Consider the following 22,445-nt stretch of genomic DNA (forward strand, 5'->3'; position numbering starts at 1 on the left):
TTTCGTTGCGGTCGATATCGGGCGTCATCATCGTTTTGCCCAAGTGTACCGCGGATACCGGCTCCAACCACACGCTTTGCCAGATGCCGGTCGTACGGGTGTAGAAGATGCTTGCCGAGTGCTCAAGCCAGTATTGTTTGCCTCGCGGCAGGGTGACGTCGCGGCTGAAATCTTCCGCCCGCAGCACGAGCGTGTTGCTTCCTTTCACGAGCGAAGCCGTAATGTCGGCCTGGAATGGCGTATGCCCGCCTTCATGCATGGCTACCAAGTGCCCGTTTACCCACACTTTGGCCAAATAATCCACGGCACCGAAATGAAGCACGATCCGTTTTCCGTTCCAGTCCTGCGGAATTTCGAACGTTCTGCGGTACCACACGACATCATGAAAGGAAGGGTCGTCGATGCCGCTCAGCTTGCTTTGAAACGTAAAGGGAACGTTGATCTTCCTCGTAAAGGAAGCCTGCGCTTCCGCATGATACCACCCTGCATCCTCGCCGATGGCTTCATCGTCAAAACTGAAATCCCATTCTCCATTGAGGGTTAACCACTCTTTGCGCTGAAACTGGGGCCTCGGATATTCGCTGCGAACCGTTTGCGCCTTGCTAACTTCTGTCGTCAAGATGCTGCTCACTCCTAATGATTCAGTCTCTCTATCTGCTTGTTTGAACGCCTAGCCTTTGATCGAACCGACATAAACGCCTTTCACGAAATACTTTTGCAGGAACGGATATACCAATAATATCGGCACCGTCGAAACCACGATCGCGCAATATTTAACCAGCTCCCGGAACGCGGTCGAGCTCTGGGCGCTGTTAATGACGACCCCGCCCGCGCTGCCGATCGTGGTGGCCGTTGAATCATTGGCGACCAGGATTTCCTTCATTAACAGCTGTAACGGGAACAATTCCCTATCCTTCAGCAGGACCATCGCGTTAAACCAGGAGTTCCAATTGCCGACCAAATAATACAGGAAGATAACGGCCAGCGTCGCCTTCGACAGCGGCAGGATCACCGTGACCAGGATGTTGGCTTGGCTTGCGCCGTCGATCAGTGCCGCTTCTTCGAGCTCTCTCGGAATCGACTGGAATCCGGTCCTTAGAATGATGATGTTCCATGTGCTTAAAGCGGTCGGCAGAATCATGGCCCACAAATTGTTGTACAAGCCGATGTCCTTCATTAACAGGAACCAGGGAATCAGCCCTCCGCCAAAGAACATCGTGATCGTAATCATGACCATGATGTAATTCTTGAAATACAAGTCCCGCCTGGACAGCACGTAAGCGCCCAATATCGTCATGACCATATTGACCAAGGTGCCCAGTCCAACGTAAATGATCGTATTCAGGTATCCCCTGAGCAGGCTGTTGTCCTTAAACACCAGCTTGTAACCGTCAAGCGTGAATCCCAGCGGTTTGAACAATACCCCTCGATGAGCCACCAAAGCGCCGGGATCGCTGACGGAAGCGAACAAGATATGCAGTATGGGATAAAAGCACACCAACGTTAAAGCGGTTAACAGCGTATAGTTCGTAAAGTCGAATACGCGGTCCCCGATGCTTTTATGCTTCCTGCTTCGTTTCACTTTGAGTTGCTTGATTTCCTCCATAACCTTCCCTCTCTCTTACCATAAGCTGGATTCAGATCTGCGCTTCACGATGGTATTCGTCATCCATAACAGCCCGAAATTGACGATGGAGCTTATTAAGCCTACGGCAGTGGAATAACTCAGGCTCGCTTCCCTCAAGCCCCTTCGGTAAACATAGGAAGCAATGACATCCGCCGTATCGTAGATCAAAGGATTGTAGAGCAGGATAATTTTCTCGTAGCCGGAAGCCATCAATCCGCCGATCGCAAAAATAAACAGAATGATGATGACCGGGCTGATCTGAGGCAGCGTAATGTACCACATTTTTTTCACTCTGCCGACCCCGTCGATATCGGCCGCTTCATATAACGAAGGATCGATGGAGCTCATCGCAGCCAGGTAAATGATGCTGTCCCAACCGATGCTCTGCCAGATTCCGGAAAAGGTATAAATCGGTCGGAACAAATTGGAGTACCCTAGAAGGGACGAATAGTCTTTTCCCGTTATGAAGGAAAGCAGCTGCGTAACAACTCCCTCATTGGACGTAAAGATGTGAATGATCCCGCACACGACCACAAGTGAAATAAAATGCGGCATGTACGTGATGGTTTGCACGGTCCGCTTGAACTTGGAAGAACGGACTTCATTCAGCAGCAAGGCCAGGATGATCGGTGCCGTAAATCCAAAGACGATTCCCCATACATTCAGCAGGAGCGTATTCTTGACGACTCTCCAAAAATAGGGTCCTGAGAAAAAATCAATGAAATGCTTGAAGCCCACCCAATCGCTATCCGCGAAGCCCAGCAAAGGCTTGAAATCCTTGAACGCGATCATGACGCCCCACATCGGCCCGTAGCAGAAGATCAAGAACCACGCCACGACGGGAAGGGCCATCAGATAAACGAACCAATTCTTTTTCAGGTCCTTTTGAATCAAGCGCTTGGTATTCTTGGGCTCTGAGGGTGTCCGGACATGGTCTACTCCCCTGTTTTTCCGTAATATCTCCATGAATCAACCACCTGTTCTTATTATGAAAACTATCGTTGGTTATACCGATCCAAGGCTGCTTGATGGAGACTCAAGAATTCGTCCAGCCCCATGCTTTGCGCTTCCTTCAAAAATTTATCGTAAGCATCGACCGGCAATTCGCCCATGATGATCTTCGCGAAATATTCTCCGCGCAGCGTGGACAACTGGTTCCCAAGCTCGGCTTCGCGCGAGGCTTCTTCTTTCGTAAACGTGATCGGCGGCATCGCCATGCTGGTGTCCATGTTCTCCGTCCAGTCCTGACGAATATCTCCGGAATAGCTGCCTTTCGCCGTGATCAACGGGTTGGCATTGTGCTCGTCGCGGATGTTCGGCCAACTATGCCAGCGGTATTTCCAAAGCGTGACGTCTACCGGCTGACCGTCCGGATCATTGTACATATAGCTGTTTTCCGGATAATAAGGCATTCCTTGCTCATCCACCAAGTGTACGGTGCCGTACTCCCCGAAGTTGATCAGCTCCCAGCCTTTCTTGGAATAGTTGAAATCCAGCCATGCCATCGCGGCTTCGACATTTTTGCTCTGTGTAGTGATGGCTGCACTGGTTCCGGTTCTTTTGAAGTTTTTGTAGGTGGTCGCGGATTTGTCCCCTTCATTCAGAACAGGATTCAGTGCCCCCACGAAATCAATGTCGTTCTGCACTTTCCAATAACTCCACATCGTATCCGGGGAATCCATCATCACGGCCGTATCGTCGGAAATCGCGCTGGCCATCCGTTGATTGAAATCGGCGGTAGCCCAGTCCCGGTTCAGCAGGCCTTCCTTGTTCCACTTTTGCATCGTTGCGAGATATTCCTTGGCTTTCGGCTGTGCCGGCCCCCAAGCCGCCTTGCCGTTCTCGTCCATGAAGGTCCAATCCCAAACGCCATATGCGCCATTAATAATGCCGGTAAAAATTTGGCCGTACGTCGAGCCGTAATTCAGCGGCGCCTTATATCCGACTTCCTTGCTTTTTTTCAGGAATTCATACCATTCGTCTATCGTGTTCGGGACTGGAAGTCCCGTCTTATCCAGCGCTTCCTGCTTGATCAGCATGCCGAACCAAGTCCATTCGGAATACGGCGCGATGCCGTAGAAGCCCAGCAGCCTGCCGTCGTCGGTCACGGTCGTTTTTCTTCTCATTTCGTCCGAGTTGCGCCATGCCGTATAATTCGGAGCGTGCTTTTCCATCAGGTCGGTGAGATCGAGGTAAGCGCCATCGTTGACCCCTGCTTCGAAGCCTCCCGGATAACGGCCCGGGTCAATAATGATGTCCGGCAGCTCGCCGGAGGAGATCATCAAGGTAAAGGCATCGGCTTCCTGTCCGACCGGCGGCGTAATGAAGTTCACCTTGATGCCGGTGAGCTTCTCCACCTGCTTCTGAACCAAGTGATTATTCATATCCGGGATGTTGGAGTTGGCAGGCATCCAAACATCCAGCACCACATCGCCCTTAACCGGATATGCGGAATAATCGCTTGGAATGACTTCGTCAAATACATCTCCGAGGTATGTATCGTTCAGCGTGCCGTTGACCTCATCGATTTGCTCCTGCGTCGGTGCTTTATTGCCGCGTATGTCCCCGCTGATATCTTCGAACGTTACCTCGTTCTTCTCTACTTCTTCCTCTTGGGTTACGGTGTTGTCCGGCTCGTCACTTGCCTTGCCGCTGCAAGCGGTTACCGTCGAAATAATCAGGATGGATATGAATAACAAAGTGAAAAAACGCTTCATCGTTCCGTTCATACTTAACCTCCCATGATATGAATAATTGCGAGCACCCCGCCGCTGCTCCCTAGAGGATCCATATGCCGTCGTTATTCAGGGGGCGTCCGGTTATAAGGCTTTTATCTGTCTTTTTTAATCCTTCGAAGCTAGTGTCTCCTTATGTCATAGCATCTTCGTGTCTTTGAAAGCCTTCGTCTCTTCTAATTGGCAAAATCTCGTTTCTGCTTCATCGGCTTCGCTTCATGTTCAACGCTTCATGTCTTTTCAGGCTGATTCATGACAAGGGTCATTCGCGGTCTAAGCACCTCCGCCCTGACACGATCCTCTTCATCATGGCCATTGGATATGGATCCCCTTTCACATGTGAAATTGATGAGACTGACAGCTGTTGCACATCCATTTAATACAATTATTCTGTATCTTTAACCGAAGTATAAGCATGCAACTCCGTCCTGTCAACGCTTTCATACACATTTTCCGTAACTAATTTTGTGTATTTTTTTAAAAACTTTTTGTTAATGAAAATATCGGGAATAATGGGACGCGGAAAACCCCTTTTGAATTAAGGTTTTTTATAAATCTCTGCTGTTCTTGCAGTATTTTCGCGATTCCGGCATACATGCGCCTCTCTTCGTAATAAACCCTCATTTATTACAGATATCGTGTAATAAATGAGGGTTTATTATAGATCAAATCCTATGAATATATCACTTACGCCAGTTTGGCATACCTTGCTCCTAACCATGTTTACTCTGTATTCCCTTGCATGATCAGGAGGTTATATATCCGCATACATTATTCTCCGGACGGTTTGGCCAGGGCGTCCGATTCGGCGGCCGGTACGCCGAAATCCGGAGTTCCATCCGGCTTCCAGCCGAATTTCTGGATGCGGGTCGACCGCAAGGTCGTCTCGACGCCAGGCGCGGGCAGCGCATGGTAAACGATCCAATCCTCCTCGCCATCCGGCGATTGCGTGAAGCTATTGTGACCGGTAGCGTACACTCCATTTTCCAAGCTTTTGCAAAATACGGGCTGCATCGATTTGGTCCAGGATTCCGGATCCATGGGATCCCCGTTTTCTTCCATCGTGAGCATGCCCAGCGAATAATCCTCCGACCAGGTGGTGCTGGCCGAGTACACCATAAAGATGCGGCCGTTCCGCCGGAGAATGACCGGTCCTTCGTTAATCGCCATTCCGCCTTGTTTTTCCCAGGACAGGGTCGGAGCCGTGAGCAATACATGGTCCCCCGCCAATGTCCAAGGGTTCGACAGGCGCATGATGTAGATCGCGGACCCGTAATCCGGGAAATGGCCATATCCGGCATACAGGAAATATAGCTGGTTTCCTGCGGTCATGACCGTGCCGTCCAAGCCGGGGACGGGAGTCGGCAGCGCGCCTTTCCATGCCCATTGTCCTTCCATCGGATCAGCCTCGGCGTTCTCCAGGACGCATATTTGGCGGGACTCATCCCCTCCTCCGTCATTCGCCGTGAAATAGATGTACCATTTGTTGTCCAAACGATGAATTTCCGGCGCCCATAGGTTATGGCTGTACCTTCCCCCGGGTTCCGGAGTCCAGATCGTTTTCTTCCGTCCTTCCGCAAGGCCGGTTAAGGTTGCGGATTGCGTCAGTTCCAGATGATCGCGTTTCGTCGACATAAAGTAATAATAGCCGTCCGTATGCTTCCATACCCAAGGATCGGCTGCCTGCTCTACGATCGGATTGTTGAATGTCGGTCCATTCACCATCTTCGAATCCCCCTTATCCCTTGAAATTCCTGGTTTTGATCAACACTACGGCAATTCAACCCTTGACTCCCTTGAGCTCCCCACACCTCCCGCAAAAAGTTAAACCCCATCTTACTGATGTCTTTCAGCCTTGTCTATACGCAAATTTACGAGGTTCACCGCGTTAGATTATATGACATCGGGAAGTGGGAAAAGTATGAATGGGAAGCATCTAAGCATCTATAGCCATCTTGGAAACAGCCGCGGTATTTTGATGTGTTTGATGGGAATTCATGGAGGTGCTGCATATCAAAAAAAGCTGACCCCGAAGGATCAGCTTTATCTTTTTCTTGATATCGATCTCGCCAAACGAAACCCGAGATCCTCAATCCGAAACGTCGGGTGGCTGCGGCGGCGGCATGTCGCTCCGCAGCCTCTGGCTTCTTCGGCCCAGCTCCCTCCGCGGAATACTCTGTAGGAGCCGTATACATTCGGATCGTAAAGATCCCAGCACCACTCCCATACGTTTCCGAGCATATCGTAAAGCCCCCACGCATTCGGCCGCTTTTTGCCCACCTCATGCAGGACGCCTCCGGAATTCCCTTCATACCAAGCGATGTCGTCAAGCTCTCCGTAACGGTAGCCAGGACTCCCGGCTTTGCACGCGTATTGCCATTCCGCTTCCGTGGGAAGGCGGTATCCGTCCGCCTCCTTGTCACAAACGACGGACTCGCCGTCATCCGTTACCGAATAACATTCGTTTAGGCCTTCGCGCCGAGATAACATATTACAAAAGAAAATCGCTTCATGCCATGATATATTCACGGCTGGGGACTCCATCAAATCATCGCATCCGGACGTCTTTGGCAGAATTGAGAAGTATAACGCCTTCGTTACAGGGACCGAAGCAAGCTGAAAAGCAGGCACTTCCACCGTCCACGAGGACTTTATACGGTCGTCCCTTAATTGAACTGCGCCTGCTGGTATGTTCAACATCGAAATCCCTTTTGGATCAAACCCAGGTACCGGCAACGATCTTCCTCCCGTATTCGCTACTTAATTACTCCATTTGCTTAAACGTTCGATCCCCTCTTGTTCACTGGGCAAGAAAAAGAAATCGTGGCCCTTATTGCATTCGTAAATAAAATCTTGAAGGCTTTGGCTTGGATATACCGAAAAGTCTCCAATGATCGCAATTTTCACCTGATAATTGATAAACTTCTGGAGAATGTCGCCTGCAAGCCGCGTCTTCAATTCGAAGAAAGACTCGCTTATCAACGATTGATCCATCACCATGCGGCGGCTGTCCGTTTCATATTGCACGGTGGCTATGAGATCCAGGGCCGTCTGGACATCCTTAATCAATACCTCGCTGCCGCTAACGACAGCAATCGTTCCTCCATCGGTTTCAACCTTCGTGATATTCATCAAACTCCTCCTCTATTGATAAGTCTTCTTACATAATCCTCACATATGTACCGGTTATCCTCGTCCTTGTCGGGCGGAATCTTCGCTACCCTAAAGAAGCTAAGGCCAATAACCATCGCCATCAAGCCATAGGCGGCACTGTTGGAATCTTCAACCGACATTTGCCCCGTCAGGTTACCGTATTCCATAATCTTGGAAATGCCTTGGAGATCGCGCTCGTAACTCTTGGATGCAACTTCCTGCAAATGACGGTCCAGCATGGCTTTTGAAAAAAACTGCACAAAGAGCTTGCCTTGATCCTCATAGGGGATAAACATCTTATCGACTCCGTCAAGCTGCGAAACATTCAGCTTCTGATCCGTGTCCACGCTGTACGGAGGCAGTATATGCTGCAGGACAACCTCCATCATTTCCTCCGCTGACATGGCAGGCTCAATGCCTGATTCGATCTTTAGCCCATAGTAGGCCAGGAACGACTTGAAGGCTTCGGTCGTCAAATGATCCTTATTCTTGAAATAATAAGTGACCACTCCCTTAGAGCAGTTCGCATACTCGGCAACCTTATCCAGCGTCATCCCTTCAATTCCATGCAAGCTGATGCAGGTTAACGTGGCGTTAATGACGTCTGCCCTGCGCTTTTGTTCCATTCCCAATTTGGGCATCACTTCTCACCTGACATCTTGATTTTATTTATACTGAACAGTCGGAATAAAAAAAGTGTACACAATGTTGATTCATGCTGTCAATGAACATTTGTTTGGCTGGTAGCTGGCTGCATGGGGCAAATCCTGAGCTTCTTCTACGATCTCTCGCCAGCTGCTGTATCAATCAAAGCAATAAAATTCTGGTTGAAGGAGGCGGACACGACCGCATCTTTTTAGAGTGGAGCATTTGTAGAGAACCTGTATAGCTATTGTAGAGAATTTGTAGAGCATGCTTTGTTATTCTGGTTTTCGCTTGTCAAAATATGTTCTTCCATGTCAAGAAGGCCGCCTTGGGGCAGGTTCGCTTGAGATGAAAAGTACAAGTCGACACACAAATCAAAAAGAAGGAGGATGATCAATTTCATGAAAAAATCCGGAAAATTCGGATCCTTGTTTATGGTGATCTGTATGCTCGTTGCCACGTTTCAGCCTTTGACGGCACCGGCCTCTGCGGCGGCGGCACCCGAGGACAAATGGGTCACCTATAAACTTGATGATTTCAGTAATCCCAAACAGGTCGGATTATTCTCGCTGAACGGCCAGGCCAAAGTGATGCAAGACAGTAAAGGTCGCGATATCCTGCGTCTGACCGAGGCACAAGGAAACCGGTTCGGTACGGCTTTTAACAAAAAGCTGATCGCGGCAGGGAACAACTATTCCTTCAGCACTTTTTTCAAGTTCCGCCTGAACGGGGACAATCGTACCAACTCTCCTGCCGACGGCATTACCTTTACCATTCAGGCCCAATCCAACAGTGCGGGCGAAGTCGGTGTGGGCATTGGCTATGGGGGGATTAAACCCAGCTTTGCGGTGAAGTATGATACATATCAAAACCCGAGCCCGGTCAATGATCCATCCGCTAACTACATCGGACTTGCAAAAAACGGTAGTGTGAACAATACCAACCCGGATTGGTATACAACGAACCTCAATGGCATTACGCTGTCAGGAGGAGAAGATCTATACTCCTGGATCGACTACGATGGACAGACCAAGGTCGTTAAGGTTTACCTCAGCAAAGATGCTACGCGTCCGACAACTCCCGTTCTGGAAACAAGCAACATTGACTTGGACGAAATCTTTGCCGGATATCCCGGCGTTTATGCCGGATTCACCTCCGCCACCGGCGGCTCGATGGAAACCCATGATATCCTTGGATGGTATTTCACGAACGAATTCGAGCCGATCGATACGGCAAATACAGGCTATGCCTACAAACAAGCTCCAACCGACGTCAGAATTGAAGTCGTTCCTACCTCTGAGCCTGGGAAGTATGAAGTGGTAGGAACCGCGCTTGATGTAAACGGCGATCCCGTGGAGGGAGCCCCGATTACCTTCTATTCCGAGGAAGGAGTATGGACTTCTCCATCCCAATCGACCAATAGCCAGGGACAAGCTACGGCCATTCTGGATTTTGGCGATAATCCTCCATCGGGAGAGATAAAGGTTGTGACGGTAGGTGGAGCTTACGCTACGGTACCGAAGGCTCCGGTCCTTTCATCAGGTAATACACCTGCAACAGCTAATGAGCTGTCGTGGGACACTGTAACAGGAGCTACTTATTATAGTCTTTATAAGGACGGTGTCCTGCTCGACACGAATATTCAGGTTCCCTCGTATACCTTGACTGGGGCAAATCTGGATGATATCTCACAATACACTGTAACGGCAGTTATATCTGGACCGGCCGGTACGATCGAGACCCTTCCATCTAATCCAGTTACTTTAGGGCTCTACTTTGATAAGCCGGAATACAAACTCAATACGAGTCCTCTTGCACAAAACTACACGCATCCTACGGTGGTTACGTCTGTTTATGAGAACGGTAGTAGAGACGTTACCCTGGATGTAACGGAGTTTACCGTTAAAAATCCACTCGTAGCTACGATAAGCGAAGACGGTTTACTGACGGCAATAGGTGCGGGCACCACCGTAATCGAGGCCGTATATAACGGTAAGACCACTCAATCCATTGTTAAAGTAAGCATCGATGCTCCGGCGTTAAAGACTGGGCAAGTGAATGCGACCAATGCCGAGTTATTGTGGAACGTCGTCCCGGGCGCTCAAACGTACAACATCTATGATGCCAACGGACAGCTGATCGCCGACGGAGTGACAGGCACTAGCTATGTGTTGTCCGGCCTGAAGCCGGAAACGAAGCAAAGCTATGTCATCAAAGCCGTCAGCAACGGCATTGAATCCCCTGCTTCGCCGTCCGTGGAAATAACCACGCCGGCCTCCGGCCTGCGCGATCTGTTGATCGATCCGGCAAGCGTCACGCTGCAGACCGGTGATCAGCACACGCCTAAGGTAACGGCGGTTTCCTTGGATGAAAGCATTCAGGATGTAACAGGCAAAGCCACATATACATCTTCCGATGATAAGGTGGCCACGGTCGATGCTAATGGCGTCGTTACCGCCGTAGCACCAGGCACGGCCATCATCACGGCTACGCATGACGGAAAATCCGTCACGCAAACCGTCCATGTTCATGATCAGGCATTATCTTACAACCTGGATGTAACGGTGACCCCTGAAGGCGTATTGGCTGACGGGAAGTCTCCGGTCACGGTTACCGCTAAGGCTACCGATTCCAATGGCAACCCGGTTCCTGGAGTGCCCGTGGTCATCACATATGATTCCGGAAAAACCAAGACGGTGACCACCAATGAAGAAGGGATTGCCGTATGGACATACGAACCTTCGGTTTTAACGGACACGACGCCGTTATACGACATCGTGGTGGCGGAGATACAGGATCCCGGCACAGGCACAACCGTTCAAGCAAGCAAGGGCGTACATTACTTCCCTGCCGCCATTGACGGCATCGTTGTGGATCAAATTACCGGCAAACCGGTAGCAGGCGCAAAAATTACCGTGGAATCCGATTTCAACAACGACGGAATTCCTGATTTCTCGGCTGAGTTAACGACCGGCGAGGACGGCTCCTACCAGATACCGGTTCCGCGCGGAAACTATACCTACGAATTGAATATTGAAACTCCGGTTCAAATCGGAGGGCGTGACGTCACGTTGACGCATACCAAACAGGTTACGATCGGTACAGTACAACCTGGCCAAACGATCAAACCTTCGAACCTGCTGAGAGGTCAATTATTCGTTGCTTCCGCCAGCGGAGCATCCAACCCTGACACCATCGGGGATATCCTTGGCAGCGGAAAAGCCGTTGCACTGCTTCAAGGCTTGAACGGCAGCAGCTTTAAGCAGCCGCTCACCGTCGCCAATGACGGAACGTTCTCGCTGGATCAAGTCCCGCCGGGGAAATACCAAATATCCTACCAGCTTGAACTGGCGGATGGGACGGTATTGGCAGGTCCTGCTTCCATCTTGGACGTGGATATGACCCAAGACGGACAGACTGCAATCGTGTATTCCCTGATAGATCCTTACGGCGTCATCACGGATGCATCGACAGGAAAAGTGATTAGCGGCGCAGACGTTCAATTGTATTGGGCTGACACTGAGCTTAACCGTCAGAAAGGACGGGTGCCGAATACGCTCGTATCCTTGCCTGCACTGGCTGGGTTTGCGCCTAACCAAAATGCCAATCCGCAGATTTCCGATGCGGCTGGCGAATATGCATGGATGGTATATCCGGAAGGCGATTATTACATCGTCGCGAAACGAAGCGGCTATTACACTTATGACACCCGGGTTTCCAAACCGAATGCCCCAGCCGTTAACGGTTCCGACAGTTATATCAAAGACGGGATCATCCATGTGGGACAGAGCATTATCGCATTTGACTTTGCTATGCAGCCAGTGCCGTCATCAGGTAATGGCGGGGATTCTTCAGGGTCTTCTTCCCCATCACCGCAGCCGCAGGGCGATGTGACATTGAACCTGTCCACGGACAAGAAGCAAGTCCAAGAAGGCACGCAATCGACCATTACCGTCGATTACGTTAATCGTACCAACGCGGCATTACGTGATGCATCGATTCAAGTTACCCTTCCTGAAGGCGCCGAAGTCGTGAATGCTCACGGCGGAAAGGTTGATGGCAGAACCGTAACCTGGAATGTGGCTCATCTCCCTGCCGGAAGCACCGGCAGCTTCAAACTGGACATCAAGTGGGGACTGATTGCAGCCAAAGAGATTCAATATGAAATCATCGGACATCTTACGGCAGGTAGCAGCAAAAAATCCAATAGCGTCCATGTTCAAGTATTCTCTGAACGGTTCGGCGATCTCCAGCATCAGCGTTATATTCTCGGGTTCCCTAACGGTAAATTCCAACCGTCCAATACCTTGACCCGGGCCGAGCTCGCTGCAATCGTTGCTCGTCTTTCGGAGAAAACCACAGGTAACGCGAACTCGAGCTTTAACGATATTCGAAAAGGACATTGGGCGACCGATTACATTCAAATCGCGGTATCCCAAGGATACTTCAACGGTTACGCAGACCATACGTTCCGTCCGGATGCACCGGTCACTCGCGGAGAACTGGCTGCGGTGCTGGCCCGTTTCCTGGATCTGGACACATCGGCTTCCGTGAATCGCCATTTTACGGACATCGAAGGAAGCTGGGCTGCCGAATCCATTGAGGCATTATATCGCAACAATTTGTTATCCGGTTATCCTGGAAACACGTTCCGGCCTAACAACCGCATAACGCGGGTCGAAGCCGTCACGTTGATCAACAAAGCGTTATACCGTGGACCTTTGACGGGATTGGAGCCGCTCTTCCCTGATGTAGCAGAAACCCATTGGGGGTTCGGCGATGTTCAGGAAGCAACGGTTTCTCACCAGTCCACTCGTAATTCAGACGGCGTTGAGGTTTGGGTTTCCACGCTTAAGGATAACGTGAAGTAATAATACTCTCCTTCATAGGGAGGATGCTGTCGATCATCAAAGCATCCAACCGCTCAACCCCCGGTCTTATTCCAGACCGGGGGTTTTCCTTGTTCCAGATACATGTAGGCATGCATTCAGCTAACTTAAAAATAGCGACAGGGTTATCCAGTGGGATTTTCCTTATCTTCCCTATGCTTAAATCCGACCCGTGCTATAATGGATTCACTATTTAAAGCAAACGGAACAGGGGCGACTTTTTCATGCAATCTCCTAAAACGGTACTGATTATTGAAGATGAGCGGGATATCTCGCGCATTGTGAACGATTATTTGCGTGTCCAGGGATTCAGCACGTTCATCACGGAGAATGCGAGGGACGGATTGCAGGGAGTCCGTAACCGGCAGCCGGATTTTATCATTCTTGATTTGACGCTGCCAGACGCTGACGGAATTGAAGTATGCCGTGAGCTTCGTACATTGACTTCTGCGCCCATACTTATTTTAAGCGCTCGCAGCAGCGACACGGACAAAGTGCTTGCCTTGGGTTTCGGCGCCGATGATTATATGACCAAGCCCTTCTCGCTCAGTGAGCTGGTCGCCCGGGTTCAGGCGCATTTGCGCAGAATGGCCGACCCGAAACTCCAGGCAGCAACACAACAGCTATTGCGATTCGGCACGTTATCGATTGATAAAAGCGCCCGCAAGGTCATGGCCGGACAGCGGGAAATTGCTTTATCCGCGAAGGAATTCGACCTGCTCTATTTTCTCGCATCCAACCCGAACCAAGTGTTTACCAAAACGCAGCTGCTGGATCAGGTGTGGGGGTACTCCGCTTATGTCGAGGATAATACGATCACGGTCTACATTCGGCGGCTCCGCGAGAAGCTGGAACGCAGCGGTATCAAATCCGCTTATATCACGACGGTTTGGGGTGTCGGTTATAAATTCGACCCCGATGAAACGGAGTAGCCTTTTATGCACTGGAAACCATGGTATGCAAGAAGGCTCTGGGCGGCTTGCCTGTCTCTTCTTATCATTTTGCTGTCCGTCGTTTGGCTCGCTTGGCCCTCGAACCAGCCTGCTTCGTCCTCCATCGTCAACCACATTCGCTTGCTGACCAATACGATCGTCCATACGTTGGAGAACGAGTTCGTCGAACTGCTCCCTCCCGATGCTCCAATTCGCGAGAAATTAACCGGCTGGAGTCAAGAAACAAGGATCGGCCTTAAGGTCGTGCTTCCTGACGGAACGATGATATATGACAGCGATGATTCATCGGTACGCCGTATTCATCCTCGCTTTGAACTGGACTATACGCTGCGTATGTCCGACGGCTACCCGCCCGATTACCACCTGGCATTTCCGCTGCTGGATGCCGGAACCAACGCCTTCGCAGGCTATGCGCAGTTTACGGTCCCTGCATCTGCAGCGACCGCGGCCATCCCTTCTTCCGGCTTGCTTCTCGTTGTGCCATGGACCTTGCTTTCCTTGGCGCTCCTAACGCTGCTTTATGTACTCTTCTCCACCGGACGCCGGGTGCAGCGGGATCTGGTTGAGCCTGTTGCCGGGCTCAAGCCCTATGCGGAAGCCATCCTGAAGGGCGATTACGAGCAGCGCGCCGAATGGGCAAGCAATAACGAGGTCGGCGAACTCTATGCCGTATTTGATCTCATGCGTGAAGAAATTCGCAATTTACATATGCAGCAAGCCTCGCACAGCCAGTCGCACAAGGAACTCATTTCCAATCTGTCCCATGATTTAAAAACCCCGCTGGCGACCATCAAAGCCTACATCGATGCGATTCGTGAAGGCATCTGCCCCGATCTGCCGAGTGTGATGGCTTACCTGGAGGTGGTGCATGCCAATACAAGCAAGATGGCTGTGCTTGTAGACGATTTGCTGCTGCACGCGCTGCGTGATCTGGACCAAATTGCGGTGCGTCCGCTGGAGCAATACAGTTCTTCTACGATTGAACCTGTGTTTCGAACCATGGCGCACTACATACGTACAATGGGAGTGCGCTGCGTGGAGCCTTCTTCCATTCCGAACGTGCTTGTTATCATCGATGCTGTGCGCTTCGAGCAGGTCATCGCCAATCTCGTCACGAATGCCCTGAAGCATACCAAGCCCGGGGATACGATTACGCTCGCCGTTGAGGAGTTGGCCGAATCATCCAGTTTACGGATCATAATTTCCGATACGGGCAGCGGTATTTCCCCGCAGGACATGCCGTTTATTTTTGAACGGTATTACCAAGGCGGTGTCCCGGACTGCAAGAAACTGGCCGAGCGGCACGGGGTTGGACTCGGTTTGTCGATTTGCAAATATATTATGGAAGCGCATGGCGGCACGATCACGTTTCACAGCAAACAGCAGCAGGGAACGACCTTCTGCTTGACTCTGCCGCTAAGCTGACCCCTGTCATACTTTATTAATAATTTGATAAGGAATGCGCAAGAATCGTCCTCTATAATTTGGAAGCATGAGAAGAGAGGAGACCCTGTCATGCCTACAAACAAAACCATCATGCTGCAAGCTTCCAATTTATGCAAAACCTATACCACCGGCAAAGAGCAGTACCATGCCGTGCGCAATGTCGATCTGTCGATATATGCCGGCGACTTTACTGTGATCATGGGAGATTCCGGGTCCGGAAAGTCGACATTGCTTTACTTGCTTAGCGGACTTGACGCCGTGACGGCCGGTGAAGTCCACCTTAAGGGACAGCGCCTCGATCAATTTTCGGCTAAGGAGCTTGCGCGTTTTCGAGCAGATCAGATCGGTTTTATCTATCAAAACAGTAACCTCGTGCCGGATTTGACGCTGTTCGATAACGTCGCTCTTCCTGGTTATATCGCCAATCGGGATAAAGAAGCCGTAAAACAAAGGGCCAATGACCTGATGACAAGCCTGCAGCTCGAAAAACAAGGCACCCGGCTGCCTTCCCAGGTGTCCGGAGGCCAGCAGCAGCGGGCCGCCATCGCCAGGGCGCTCATCAACCATCCGGATATGATTTTTGCCGATGAACCCACCGGCAGCCTCAACTACGAACAAGGTGTTACGGTGCTCGATATCCTGAGCCGGATGAATGCGGAGGGCCAATCGATTGTCATGGTCACCCACGATATGAAGGCAGCCTGCCGCGGCAATCGCCTGATCTACATTCGCGATGGCAAGATCGGCGGCACGCTGGATATGGGACCCTACGTCCCGGAGTTGGCCTCCGAGCGGGAAGCGATGATCTTTGCTTATGTCACCGGGAGGAGGTAGTCCAAGATGCGTGCCATATTGACGCTGTGCTGGGGGAACATTCGCAAACGAAAATTGCAAAACGCGCTGATCGCACTGCTCATTGCGCTATCTGCTCTATTAGTCAGCACCGCTTTCACGGTCTTGATGAATACGGAAAATGTATTCGAAGAGCGCCATACGGCTGCTCAAGGCGCCCATGAAATCATAAATATGACCCGCGGGCTGCATGATGAACGCATGGTTGCCGATTGGTGGTCAACCCAGGAGGGCGTGACCGCCTCCAGCCTTATTCCTTACAAGCCTTGGACCGGCTTGGTCTATAACGGGCAAGAACTGCCCAATCTTTATCTGTATATGATCGGTACGCCTCCGATGCCGCATGGGGTCAATAATCCGCTCCCCGGCGCCGGACCGGCTCAACTGACCGTTCCGGAAGCCGGAACCGTCTGGGTACCCACCTCGCTCGCCTACAAATACGACATGGAAGTCGGCGATGAACTGGTGTTCACGGCCGGGGCTGCCCCGGTACAATTCACGATCGGCGCTATCGTTATTGACCTGTCACATGGCGGCCCCTTCACCACCACTGCACGCATCTGGATGAACGAAGCGGACTACCTTTCGACCATGGGCGGCTTGTCCACGCCAGAGCAGTACCTGGTGTCGCTTCGCTATGCGCATCCCGAACAAAGCGGGGAGTACTGGCAGCGCTTTGAGCAGGCGCTCGGATCGCCGTTTTTGGAAGAACGCGTTTCGTTTGCCGAGCTGTCCGCCTTTTACTTTATCATGAACAAAGTGATCGGCTTCGTCATGAGTTTCCTCGGACTGGTCATGATTGCTGTCGCCTTGCTTACGATCGGCTTTACGATCACGGACACGATCCTGGCCAATTACCGCACGATCGGCATTCTCAAATCCATCGGCATGACCTCCGAACGCATCATCGTCACCTATATGCTGCAGTACGGCTTGTTGACGGTTATCGCCTTGATCCCTGCCCTGATCGGCAGCCGTCTGCTGTCGGATGTCATCATTCAGAATTCCTTATCCTTCCTTAAATCCGAGGCGGCACCAGTTTCCGTGCAGGCGCTGGGAGTCGCAATCTGGACCGGCATCGGCATGCTGATCATCATCCTCTTGTGCGTCGTCCTCTATGCAGCCAAAACGCGCCATATCGAGCCGATTCAGGCGATCCGCTATGGCATGTCGGAGTCTTCGCATACCCATGCACATCGACATGGAACCGGCACAAGGCTGCTGGACCGATGGTCCGTACCCGCCGTCATCGGATGGAAGCATGTGACCGGCAACAAAAAAGGGGCGGCGCTGGTCTTTCTGTTGATGAGCATTACCGCGGCGGTGCTCGTCTTTGGCACCCTACTGGTAACGAGCGTCTATCGCATCAGCGAAACCTCCGCCCAGTGGGGCTACGACGATGCGGATATCGCCATCATGGTGATCAACGCTGACGGAATGGATCGTACAGAATTGCAATCTTATATCGAGAAGGATCCCCGGGTCCTCAGCCTGAATTGGTCCGGCTCGGCTATTGGAGTTGTTGCGCAAGCAGATGGCACTCAACCGACGTTCAGCCTCCCGCTGACCGTGGTGGAAGGCAGCATGGACGAGATGGGATTGGCCTCGCTGACAGGCCGGAACCCCGTGCTGCCTAACGAAATTACGATCGGAGTCAACATTGCACGCAAATTGAATAAAGATATTGGCGATGCCGTCACGATCTACATCGAAGGAAAACCGCATCAGCTGCTGATCACCGGCACGTTTCAGTCCATTTCCAACCTGTCGAATATCGCTCGGATCACATCGGATCTTGTCGGACAGATCCATCCGGACGCCGGGTTTGTTCAACTTCGGAACCAAGCGGATAGCGATGAGTTCGTGCGACAGCTGAATCAACGCTATGGTCCGGTGATCCAGGCCCTCAAGCAGGAAGTGCTCCTGGATTCCGTATTCAAGGAGGCCACTGCCGTGCTGCTCATTCCGATGAGTTTGCTGGCCCTTCTGTTCCTCACCGTCACTTGCCTGATCGTCTATAGTACGTGCCGCCTGCATATTCGCAAGGAAACGAAAACCTACGGCATTTACGCTTCGCTCGGCCTGACGGCATCAGACATCCGCCGCGCGTTGACAAGCGGCATTGCCGGAGTGGCTGCCCTCGGTACGCTGGTTGGCATGGTATGCGGAGTCTACGCGCTGCCAGCCGTACTGCGCGGCTTGCTGTCTGCCTACGGCATCGTCAAGGTGCCGCTGGTCATGGAGTGGCCGCTGGCGATTGTCCTGACGCTGATCGCTCTTGCCATTGCCGTCAGCGGCTGCTGGTTGGCTTCGCGGGCCCTTGACCGCACCTCCTTGCGAGTGCTGGTGACGGATTCTTGAGGAAAGTCAACGAGAAACGGCTGCGGCAGACTAATGAGCCATTTACCAAACGAGGCGAAAGCTATCGGTTTCGCTGTTGAACGAGAAAAAGATGACCTCCGTTTTTCGGAGGTCATCTTTTTTACCTTCTTGGCTTTGTTCCATATTTTACTTACCGGACAAATAAAGGCCGAGCTCTGACAGCAGCGCACTTCCCACGTACGTGCCCGTGAACACGAACACCGCAACGATCGCGACGCGCCAGGAGGTTTTGCGAAGATCAACCAGCCTGTCGGCTACGGAAATGCCGGCGAACGCCAAAATCGGAGTGGTGATGGACAAAAAGTTGACGTTGGCAATGGCGTCCACAAACACATCCGAAATCAGGCAGCAGATCAGCGAAACGATCGATACCCAGCCGAGAACCGGGAATTCCTGCAGGAATTTCAGCGGAACCTTTTTCATGAGCGTCGAGATTAGAACGCCGATGAAGGAAAAAAGCCAAAGCACGGATAAGCCGGCTATCGTCCCTATCGTTATATGGCCTTCGCCGTTTTTGATGAACTTCATTTGCTCCGTAAATAAAATAAGACCGACGCTAAGCAGCAGGACGAGGGCATATTTTGCGTATTTATTCAAACCGGTGCTCATTTCTTTTCACCTCTGACCATTAATTTGTACATAAACCGCTGCAGCGGGACCGCGAGAAATACCATCGTATACGTTCCGAGAAAGCTGGTAAGCAGCTGGCTCGCAGCAGCGTATCCGTTAATGGTCTCCGTCATTTCAGGAGAATGCGCGATTAACGCGGAAGAAGAGCCTGTCATCATGCTGGCGGAACCGACCCCGGAGGACATCGCCAGCGCTTCGATCGAGAAGCCGGCGGCAACCATGACCGGCGCCAGAATGCTGAAGAACAGCGTGCCGAATAGGGTACCGATAATATAGAGGGACAGTACCCCGCGGCCTTCGTCGGAGTCGAGCGTATACTTCTCGGAGATGTAAGCGAGTTCCCCTTCCCTTCCAAGGCCAAGCGTAGCGCCGATGGCTTCCCTTCTCAGGCCGAGCAGGATGGCGATGGGAAGTCCGAGCACAATCGTCCCCAGGTTGCCGATTTCCTGAATGATGAATACCCAGCCTACTTTTAAGATTTCTTCTAATCTAGGAGCAACGTCGGCTCCGTATCTCGCCATAAGCGGCAGCATAATAAAGATCAGATACTTGCTGGAGAAACCGACGTTTTCCTTGCTGTAAATTTTCTTCATCAAGCCTTTACGGAATATCGACAAGCCGAGCACCATCGTGATCAAAATGGCGAATACGAGTGGAAGCAGGCTTATTTTCACGGAGCCGACCTTGATGGACTGAATGCCGATAAATTCGGCAACCGCTATAACAATGAGCACGAATGCAAGCAAATAGAGATACTGTAGTTTTAACTTCATGCCATGATGTCCTCTTTTCTTTTTTCTTTCTTAATGGGAGCCAACGATCGACGCAAGGAGCTGCTCGTATTCGGCGAATGTGCGGCGGTACAGCTTCGAGCGGTCGATACGTCCGCTCATGCGCTCCAGCACCTGCGTTAAAAATCTCGGGAACACTTCATAAATAAATTCCGGATCGATATCCTTGAAATCGTCGCCGTGGATCGTTCCCGTAAAGCCGCTGTAGCCGATTTGAATGCAGGGCATCATGAAGGCTAAATCCCCAATGTCTCCTGCAGCGCTGATGGCGTTGTTGTTCCAAATACGCGCGATCTCCTCGTTATCCTGGAACGCCTCCAGCACGAACTCGGACAAATACCGGTCCTGAACGAACGGCAAATATCCCATCTGCGTCTTAATCTCGACCTCGCCTTGAAGGGCCAGCGCGCTGCCCCTGGCCGCATCGTCCATCTTGGAGGCCGCTTCCTTCATGTAGTCCACCGACTGGGTGCGCAGATCGCTGCCAACCGTAATCCGGTTGGGAATGACGTTGGTCGACATGTCGGACTCCAGGACGATCGGGTTCATGCGGACCTTCTCGCTGTCCTTCATTTGCTGCCTGCTGAGGCCTAACGCCACATTGAACAGGGTCGACATGCTGTAGGCATTTTTGGCGGAGAAAGGATCGAAACCGGCGTGGGTTGCTTTTCCGGTAAACGTGTAATGCTTATATAAGAATCCGGCCAGGTCGCAGTTGATTTCGATCGTGCGCTCGGCAAACTCTCCTCCCATGGCGTGTACGCACAGCCCGATGTCGATATCGTCGAACACGCCGAGTTTCATCGCTTCGGGTTTTCCTCCGTAATAGGAGATCTTGCCGCTTCCGAGCAGCTCGTCCCTGTAAGCGAGATCCAAATACTCCTCGGCGGGAATGAAAATAAACGTTAGACTATAATCCAAAGCGTCGTACGCCTTGGACTCGAAATAATGTTTGTATAAAGCCAGGGCAATCGCCACCTGCGTATAATGACCGCAATTGTGTGCCGCACCCGTTGCCTCGTCCGATCGCCAATGGGTTGGAGCATATACCGCATCAAGCTCCGCGATAAAAGCGATGTTCAGCGGCTTGCCGCCGCCAAGCGTTGTCCGAAGGCCGGTTGTGCTGAATGATTGCAGCTCGATATCCGGATTAACCTTTTTCAGAAAATCCACTACCGTTTGATTGGTTTTAAATTCCTTGTAGCCAAGCTCAGGGTTATCGAATATGGTCTGTCCTACACCTGCAATTTCTTCGTACTGTTCTTTAAAACTCATAGCTGCCTCCCTCTTGATGAAAATAATCCTAATGTTAGTTTAGTTTTCTTAATTGTGTCAATAAAAATCACGTTATATTATTTTCCTATAGAAGTGATTATATTTACATATAACGCTCTCGTTTTCCCTTTGTTTGATAGCTGCAGATGGACGAAAGAAAAAAGAATCCGGATTAAGCCCGGATTCTCTTTTATAACTTTGTGCACTTTTTTCATTAATAAACTTCATAGTTTTGCCCGGTTTGAGCCCCTTCCACACTCTTTTTATACGCTAGCGCTACACGTGCGGCTGGCACGGCTTCAAAGCCCGGGAAAAACTCGCCGTATTTATCTAGGGACTCCACTAAAACATTAGGGCTTACGCTGTTTATGCGAATTCCCCTCGGCATTTCAATGGCTGCGGATTTAACGAATGCCTTGACACCGCCATTTGCCATGGCTGCCGATGCGCCCTGAGGAATGGGATCATCCATCATAATTCCGGTTGTTAAGGTAAAGCTTCCTCCGTCATTCATATAATCCAGTCCTAGAAGGACTAGATTAATTTGGCCCTTAAGTTTGCTTTCAATGCCCATCTCATTTAGCTCCGGCGTCAATTCTGCAATAGGACCAAAATGCGCACCGCCTGTTGCGCTGATGACCGCATCCACTTTTCCGATTTTTTTATACATGTTTTTAATGCTGTTGACGGAAGTAATATCCACTTGGGCATCGAAGCCGTTTCGCCCGGCATGTACGATTTCGTGATTTTTTTCTAATTCTTTAGCGACTGCTCGTCCGATCGTGCCGCTTGCGCCAATGATTACTACCTTCATGTGCAGCCTCCTTATTCCTGTGAGATTTCAATTATATTATACCCACGGTTTTGCTTGCAGACATCGAAAGATCTCCTAGAGAAAGGCCTTGAAATATTATAATAAAAAACCATGTTCTGTAAATGTCCGTCCTAACAAGTCTTTCGAACCTAACGTTTGTTGACTATAGTATCAAGTTTGTTATCTGGAAGCAGCGTTTCCTCCTCTTATACAATGAAATCAACAAGTGTACGACAAGCGAGATTACACCGTA

The 22,445-nt window shown here is 51.0% G+C and carries 17 protein-coding genes; 5 read left to right on the top strand and 12 right to left on the bottom strand.

The features are described 5' to 3' along the window. The 8 genes from HMPREF9412_RS18410 to HMPREF9412_RS18445 form a co-directional block, all read right to left on the bottom strand. On the bottom strand, window positions 1-619 hold a 619-nt coding region (locus HMPREF9412_RS18410; protein ID WP_009593212.1), incomplete at its 3' end, for a sugar-binding domain-containing protein. A 51-nt stretch (window positions 620-670) separates the two neighbouring features. Continuing rightward, complete coding sequence (locus HMPREF9412_RS18415; RefSeq protein WP_009593262.1) at window positions 671-1,606, bottom strand: carbohydrate ABC transporter permease; 936 nt, start codon at window positions 1,604-1,606, stop codon at window positions 671-673. A gap of 15 nt (window positions 1,607-1,621) precedes the next feature. Then, window positions 1,622-2,593 (bottom strand): ABC transporter permease, encoded by a 972-nt coding sequence (locus HMPREF9412_RS18420; RefSeq protein WP_009593216.1) that lies wholly within the window; start codon window positions 2,591-2,593, stop codon window positions 1,622-1,624. Window positions 2,594-2,622: 29 nt separating this feature from the next. After that, window positions 2,623-4,356: an extracellular solute-binding protein gene (locus tag HMPREF9412_RS18425; RefSeq protein WP_009593205.1), complete on the bottom strand. Its 1,734-nt coding sequence runs from the start codon at window positions 4,354-4,356 to the stop codon at window positions 2,623-2,625. 777 nt (window positions 4,357-5,133) lie between these two features. After that, window positions 5,134-6,087 (bottom strand): glycoside hydrolase family 43 protein, encoded by a 954-nt coding sequence (locus HMPREF9412_RS18430; RefSeq protein ID WP_009593286.1) that lies wholly within the window; start codon window positions 6,085-6,087, stop codon window positions 5,134-5,136. Between the two features lie 318 nt (window positions 6,088-6,405). Continuing rightward, window positions 6,406-7,098 carry a formylglycine-generating enzyme family protein gene (locus HMPREF9412_RS18435; protein WP_009593291.1) on the bottom strand — a complete coding sequence of 231 codons (693 nt, stop codon included), beginning with the start codon at window positions 7,096-7,098 and terminating at the stop codon, window positions 6,406-6,408. A gap of 24 nt (window positions 7,099-7,122) precedes the next feature. Further along, complete coding sequence (locus HMPREF9412_RS18440; protein ID WP_009593274.1) at window positions 7,123-7,494, bottom strand: DUF4180 domain-containing protein; 372 nt, start codon at window positions 7,492-7,494, stop codon at window positions 7,123-7,125. Further along, on the bottom strand, window positions 7,494-8,156 hold the full coding sequence (locus tag HMPREF9412_RS18445; protein WP_009593232.1) for a TetR/AcrR family transcriptional regulator: 663 nt from the start codon (window positions 8,154-8,156) through the stop codon (window positions 7,494-7,496). The genes HMPREF9412_RS18440 and HMPREF9412_RS18445 overlap by 1 nt, the downstream gene beginning before the upstream one ends. Window positions 8,157-8,561: 405 nt before the next feature. Here HMPREF9412_RS18445 and HMPREF9412_RS18450 point away from each other — a divergent pair, with 405 nt between their 5' ends. The 5 genes from HMPREF9412_RS18450 (at window position 8,562) to HMPREF9412_RS18470 (ending at window position 18,661) form a co-directional block, all read left to right on the top strand. Then, window positions 8,562-13,031: an S-layer homology domain-containing protein gene (locus HMPREF9412_RS18450; RefSeq protein ID WP_009593265.1), complete on the top strand. Its 4,470-nt coding sequence runs from the start codon at window positions 8,562-8,564 to the stop codon at window positions 13,029-13,031. 242 nt (window positions 13,032-13,273) lie between these two features. Continuing rightward, window positions 13,274-13,981: a response regulator transcription factor gene (locus HMPREF9412_RS18455; protein ID WP_009593270.1), complete on the top strand. Its 708-nt coding sequence runs from the start codon at window positions 13,274-13,276 to the stop codon at window positions 13,979-13,981. A 6-nt stretch (window positions 13,982-13,987) separates the two neighbouring features. Beyond that, entirely contained in the window at window positions 13,988-15,427 is a 1,440-nt protein-coding gene (locus HMPREF9412_RS18460) for a HAMP domain-containing sensor histidine kinase (protein WP_009593296.1), read from the top strand. Between the two features lie 90 nt (window positions 15,428-15,517). Then, window positions 15,518-16,282, top strand: coding sequence for an ABC transporter ATP-binding protein (locus HMPREF9412_RS18465; protein ID WP_009593254.1), 765 nt, complete (start codon window positions 15,518-15,520; stop codon window positions 16,280-16,282). Between the two features lie 6 nt (window positions 16,283-16,288). Further along, a complete protein-coding gene (locus HMPREF9412_RS18470) occupies window positions 16,289-18,661 on the top strand; it encodes an ABC transporter permease (protein WP_009593280.1) in 2,373 nt (790 codons plus the stop codon). Window positions 18,662-18,808: 147 nt separating this feature from the next. Here the strand turns inward: HMPREF9412_RS18470 and HMPREF9412_RS18475 are convergent, their stop codons facing one another. The 4 genes from HMPREF9412_RS18475 to HMPREF9412_RS18490 all read right to left on the bottom strand — a co-directional run bounded on the left by HMPREF9412_RS18475 (window position 18,809) and on the right by HMPREF9412_RS18490 (window position 22,192). After that, on the bottom strand, window positions 18,809-19,291 hold the full coding sequence (locus HMPREF9412_RS18475; RefSeq protein ID WP_009593297.1) for a hypothetical protein: 483 nt from the start codon (window positions 19,289-19,291) through the stop codon (window positions 18,809-18,811). After that, complete coding sequence (locus HMPREF9412_RS18480) at window positions 19,288-20,085, bottom strand: DUF3100 domain-containing protein (protein ID WP_009593281.1); 798 nt, start codon at window positions 20,083-20,085, stop codon at window positions 19,288-19,290. The genes HMPREF9412_RS18475 and HMPREF9412_RS18480 overlap by 4 nt, the downstream gene beginning before the upstream one ends. Window positions 20,086-20,115: 30 nt before the next feature. After that, a complete protein-coding gene (locus HMPREF9412_RS18485) occupies window positions 20,116-21,378 on the bottom strand; it encodes a M20 family metallopeptidase (protein ID WP_009593199.1) in 1,263 nt (420 codons plus the stop codon). Window positions 21,379-21,592: 214 nt separating this feature from the next. Beyond that, entirely contained in the window at window positions 21,593-22,192 is a 600-nt protein-coding gene (locus HMPREF9412_RS18490; protein ID WP_009593187.1) for a short chain dehydrogenase, read from the bottom strand. Window positions 22,193-22,445: the final 253 nt, after the last annotated feature.

This window comes from Paenibacillus sp. HGF5, from assembly GCF_000204455.1.
Classification (GTDB): Bacteria; Bacillota; Bacilli; order Paenibacillales; family Paenibacillaceae; genus Paenibacillus_AQ; species Paenibacillus_AQ lautus_A.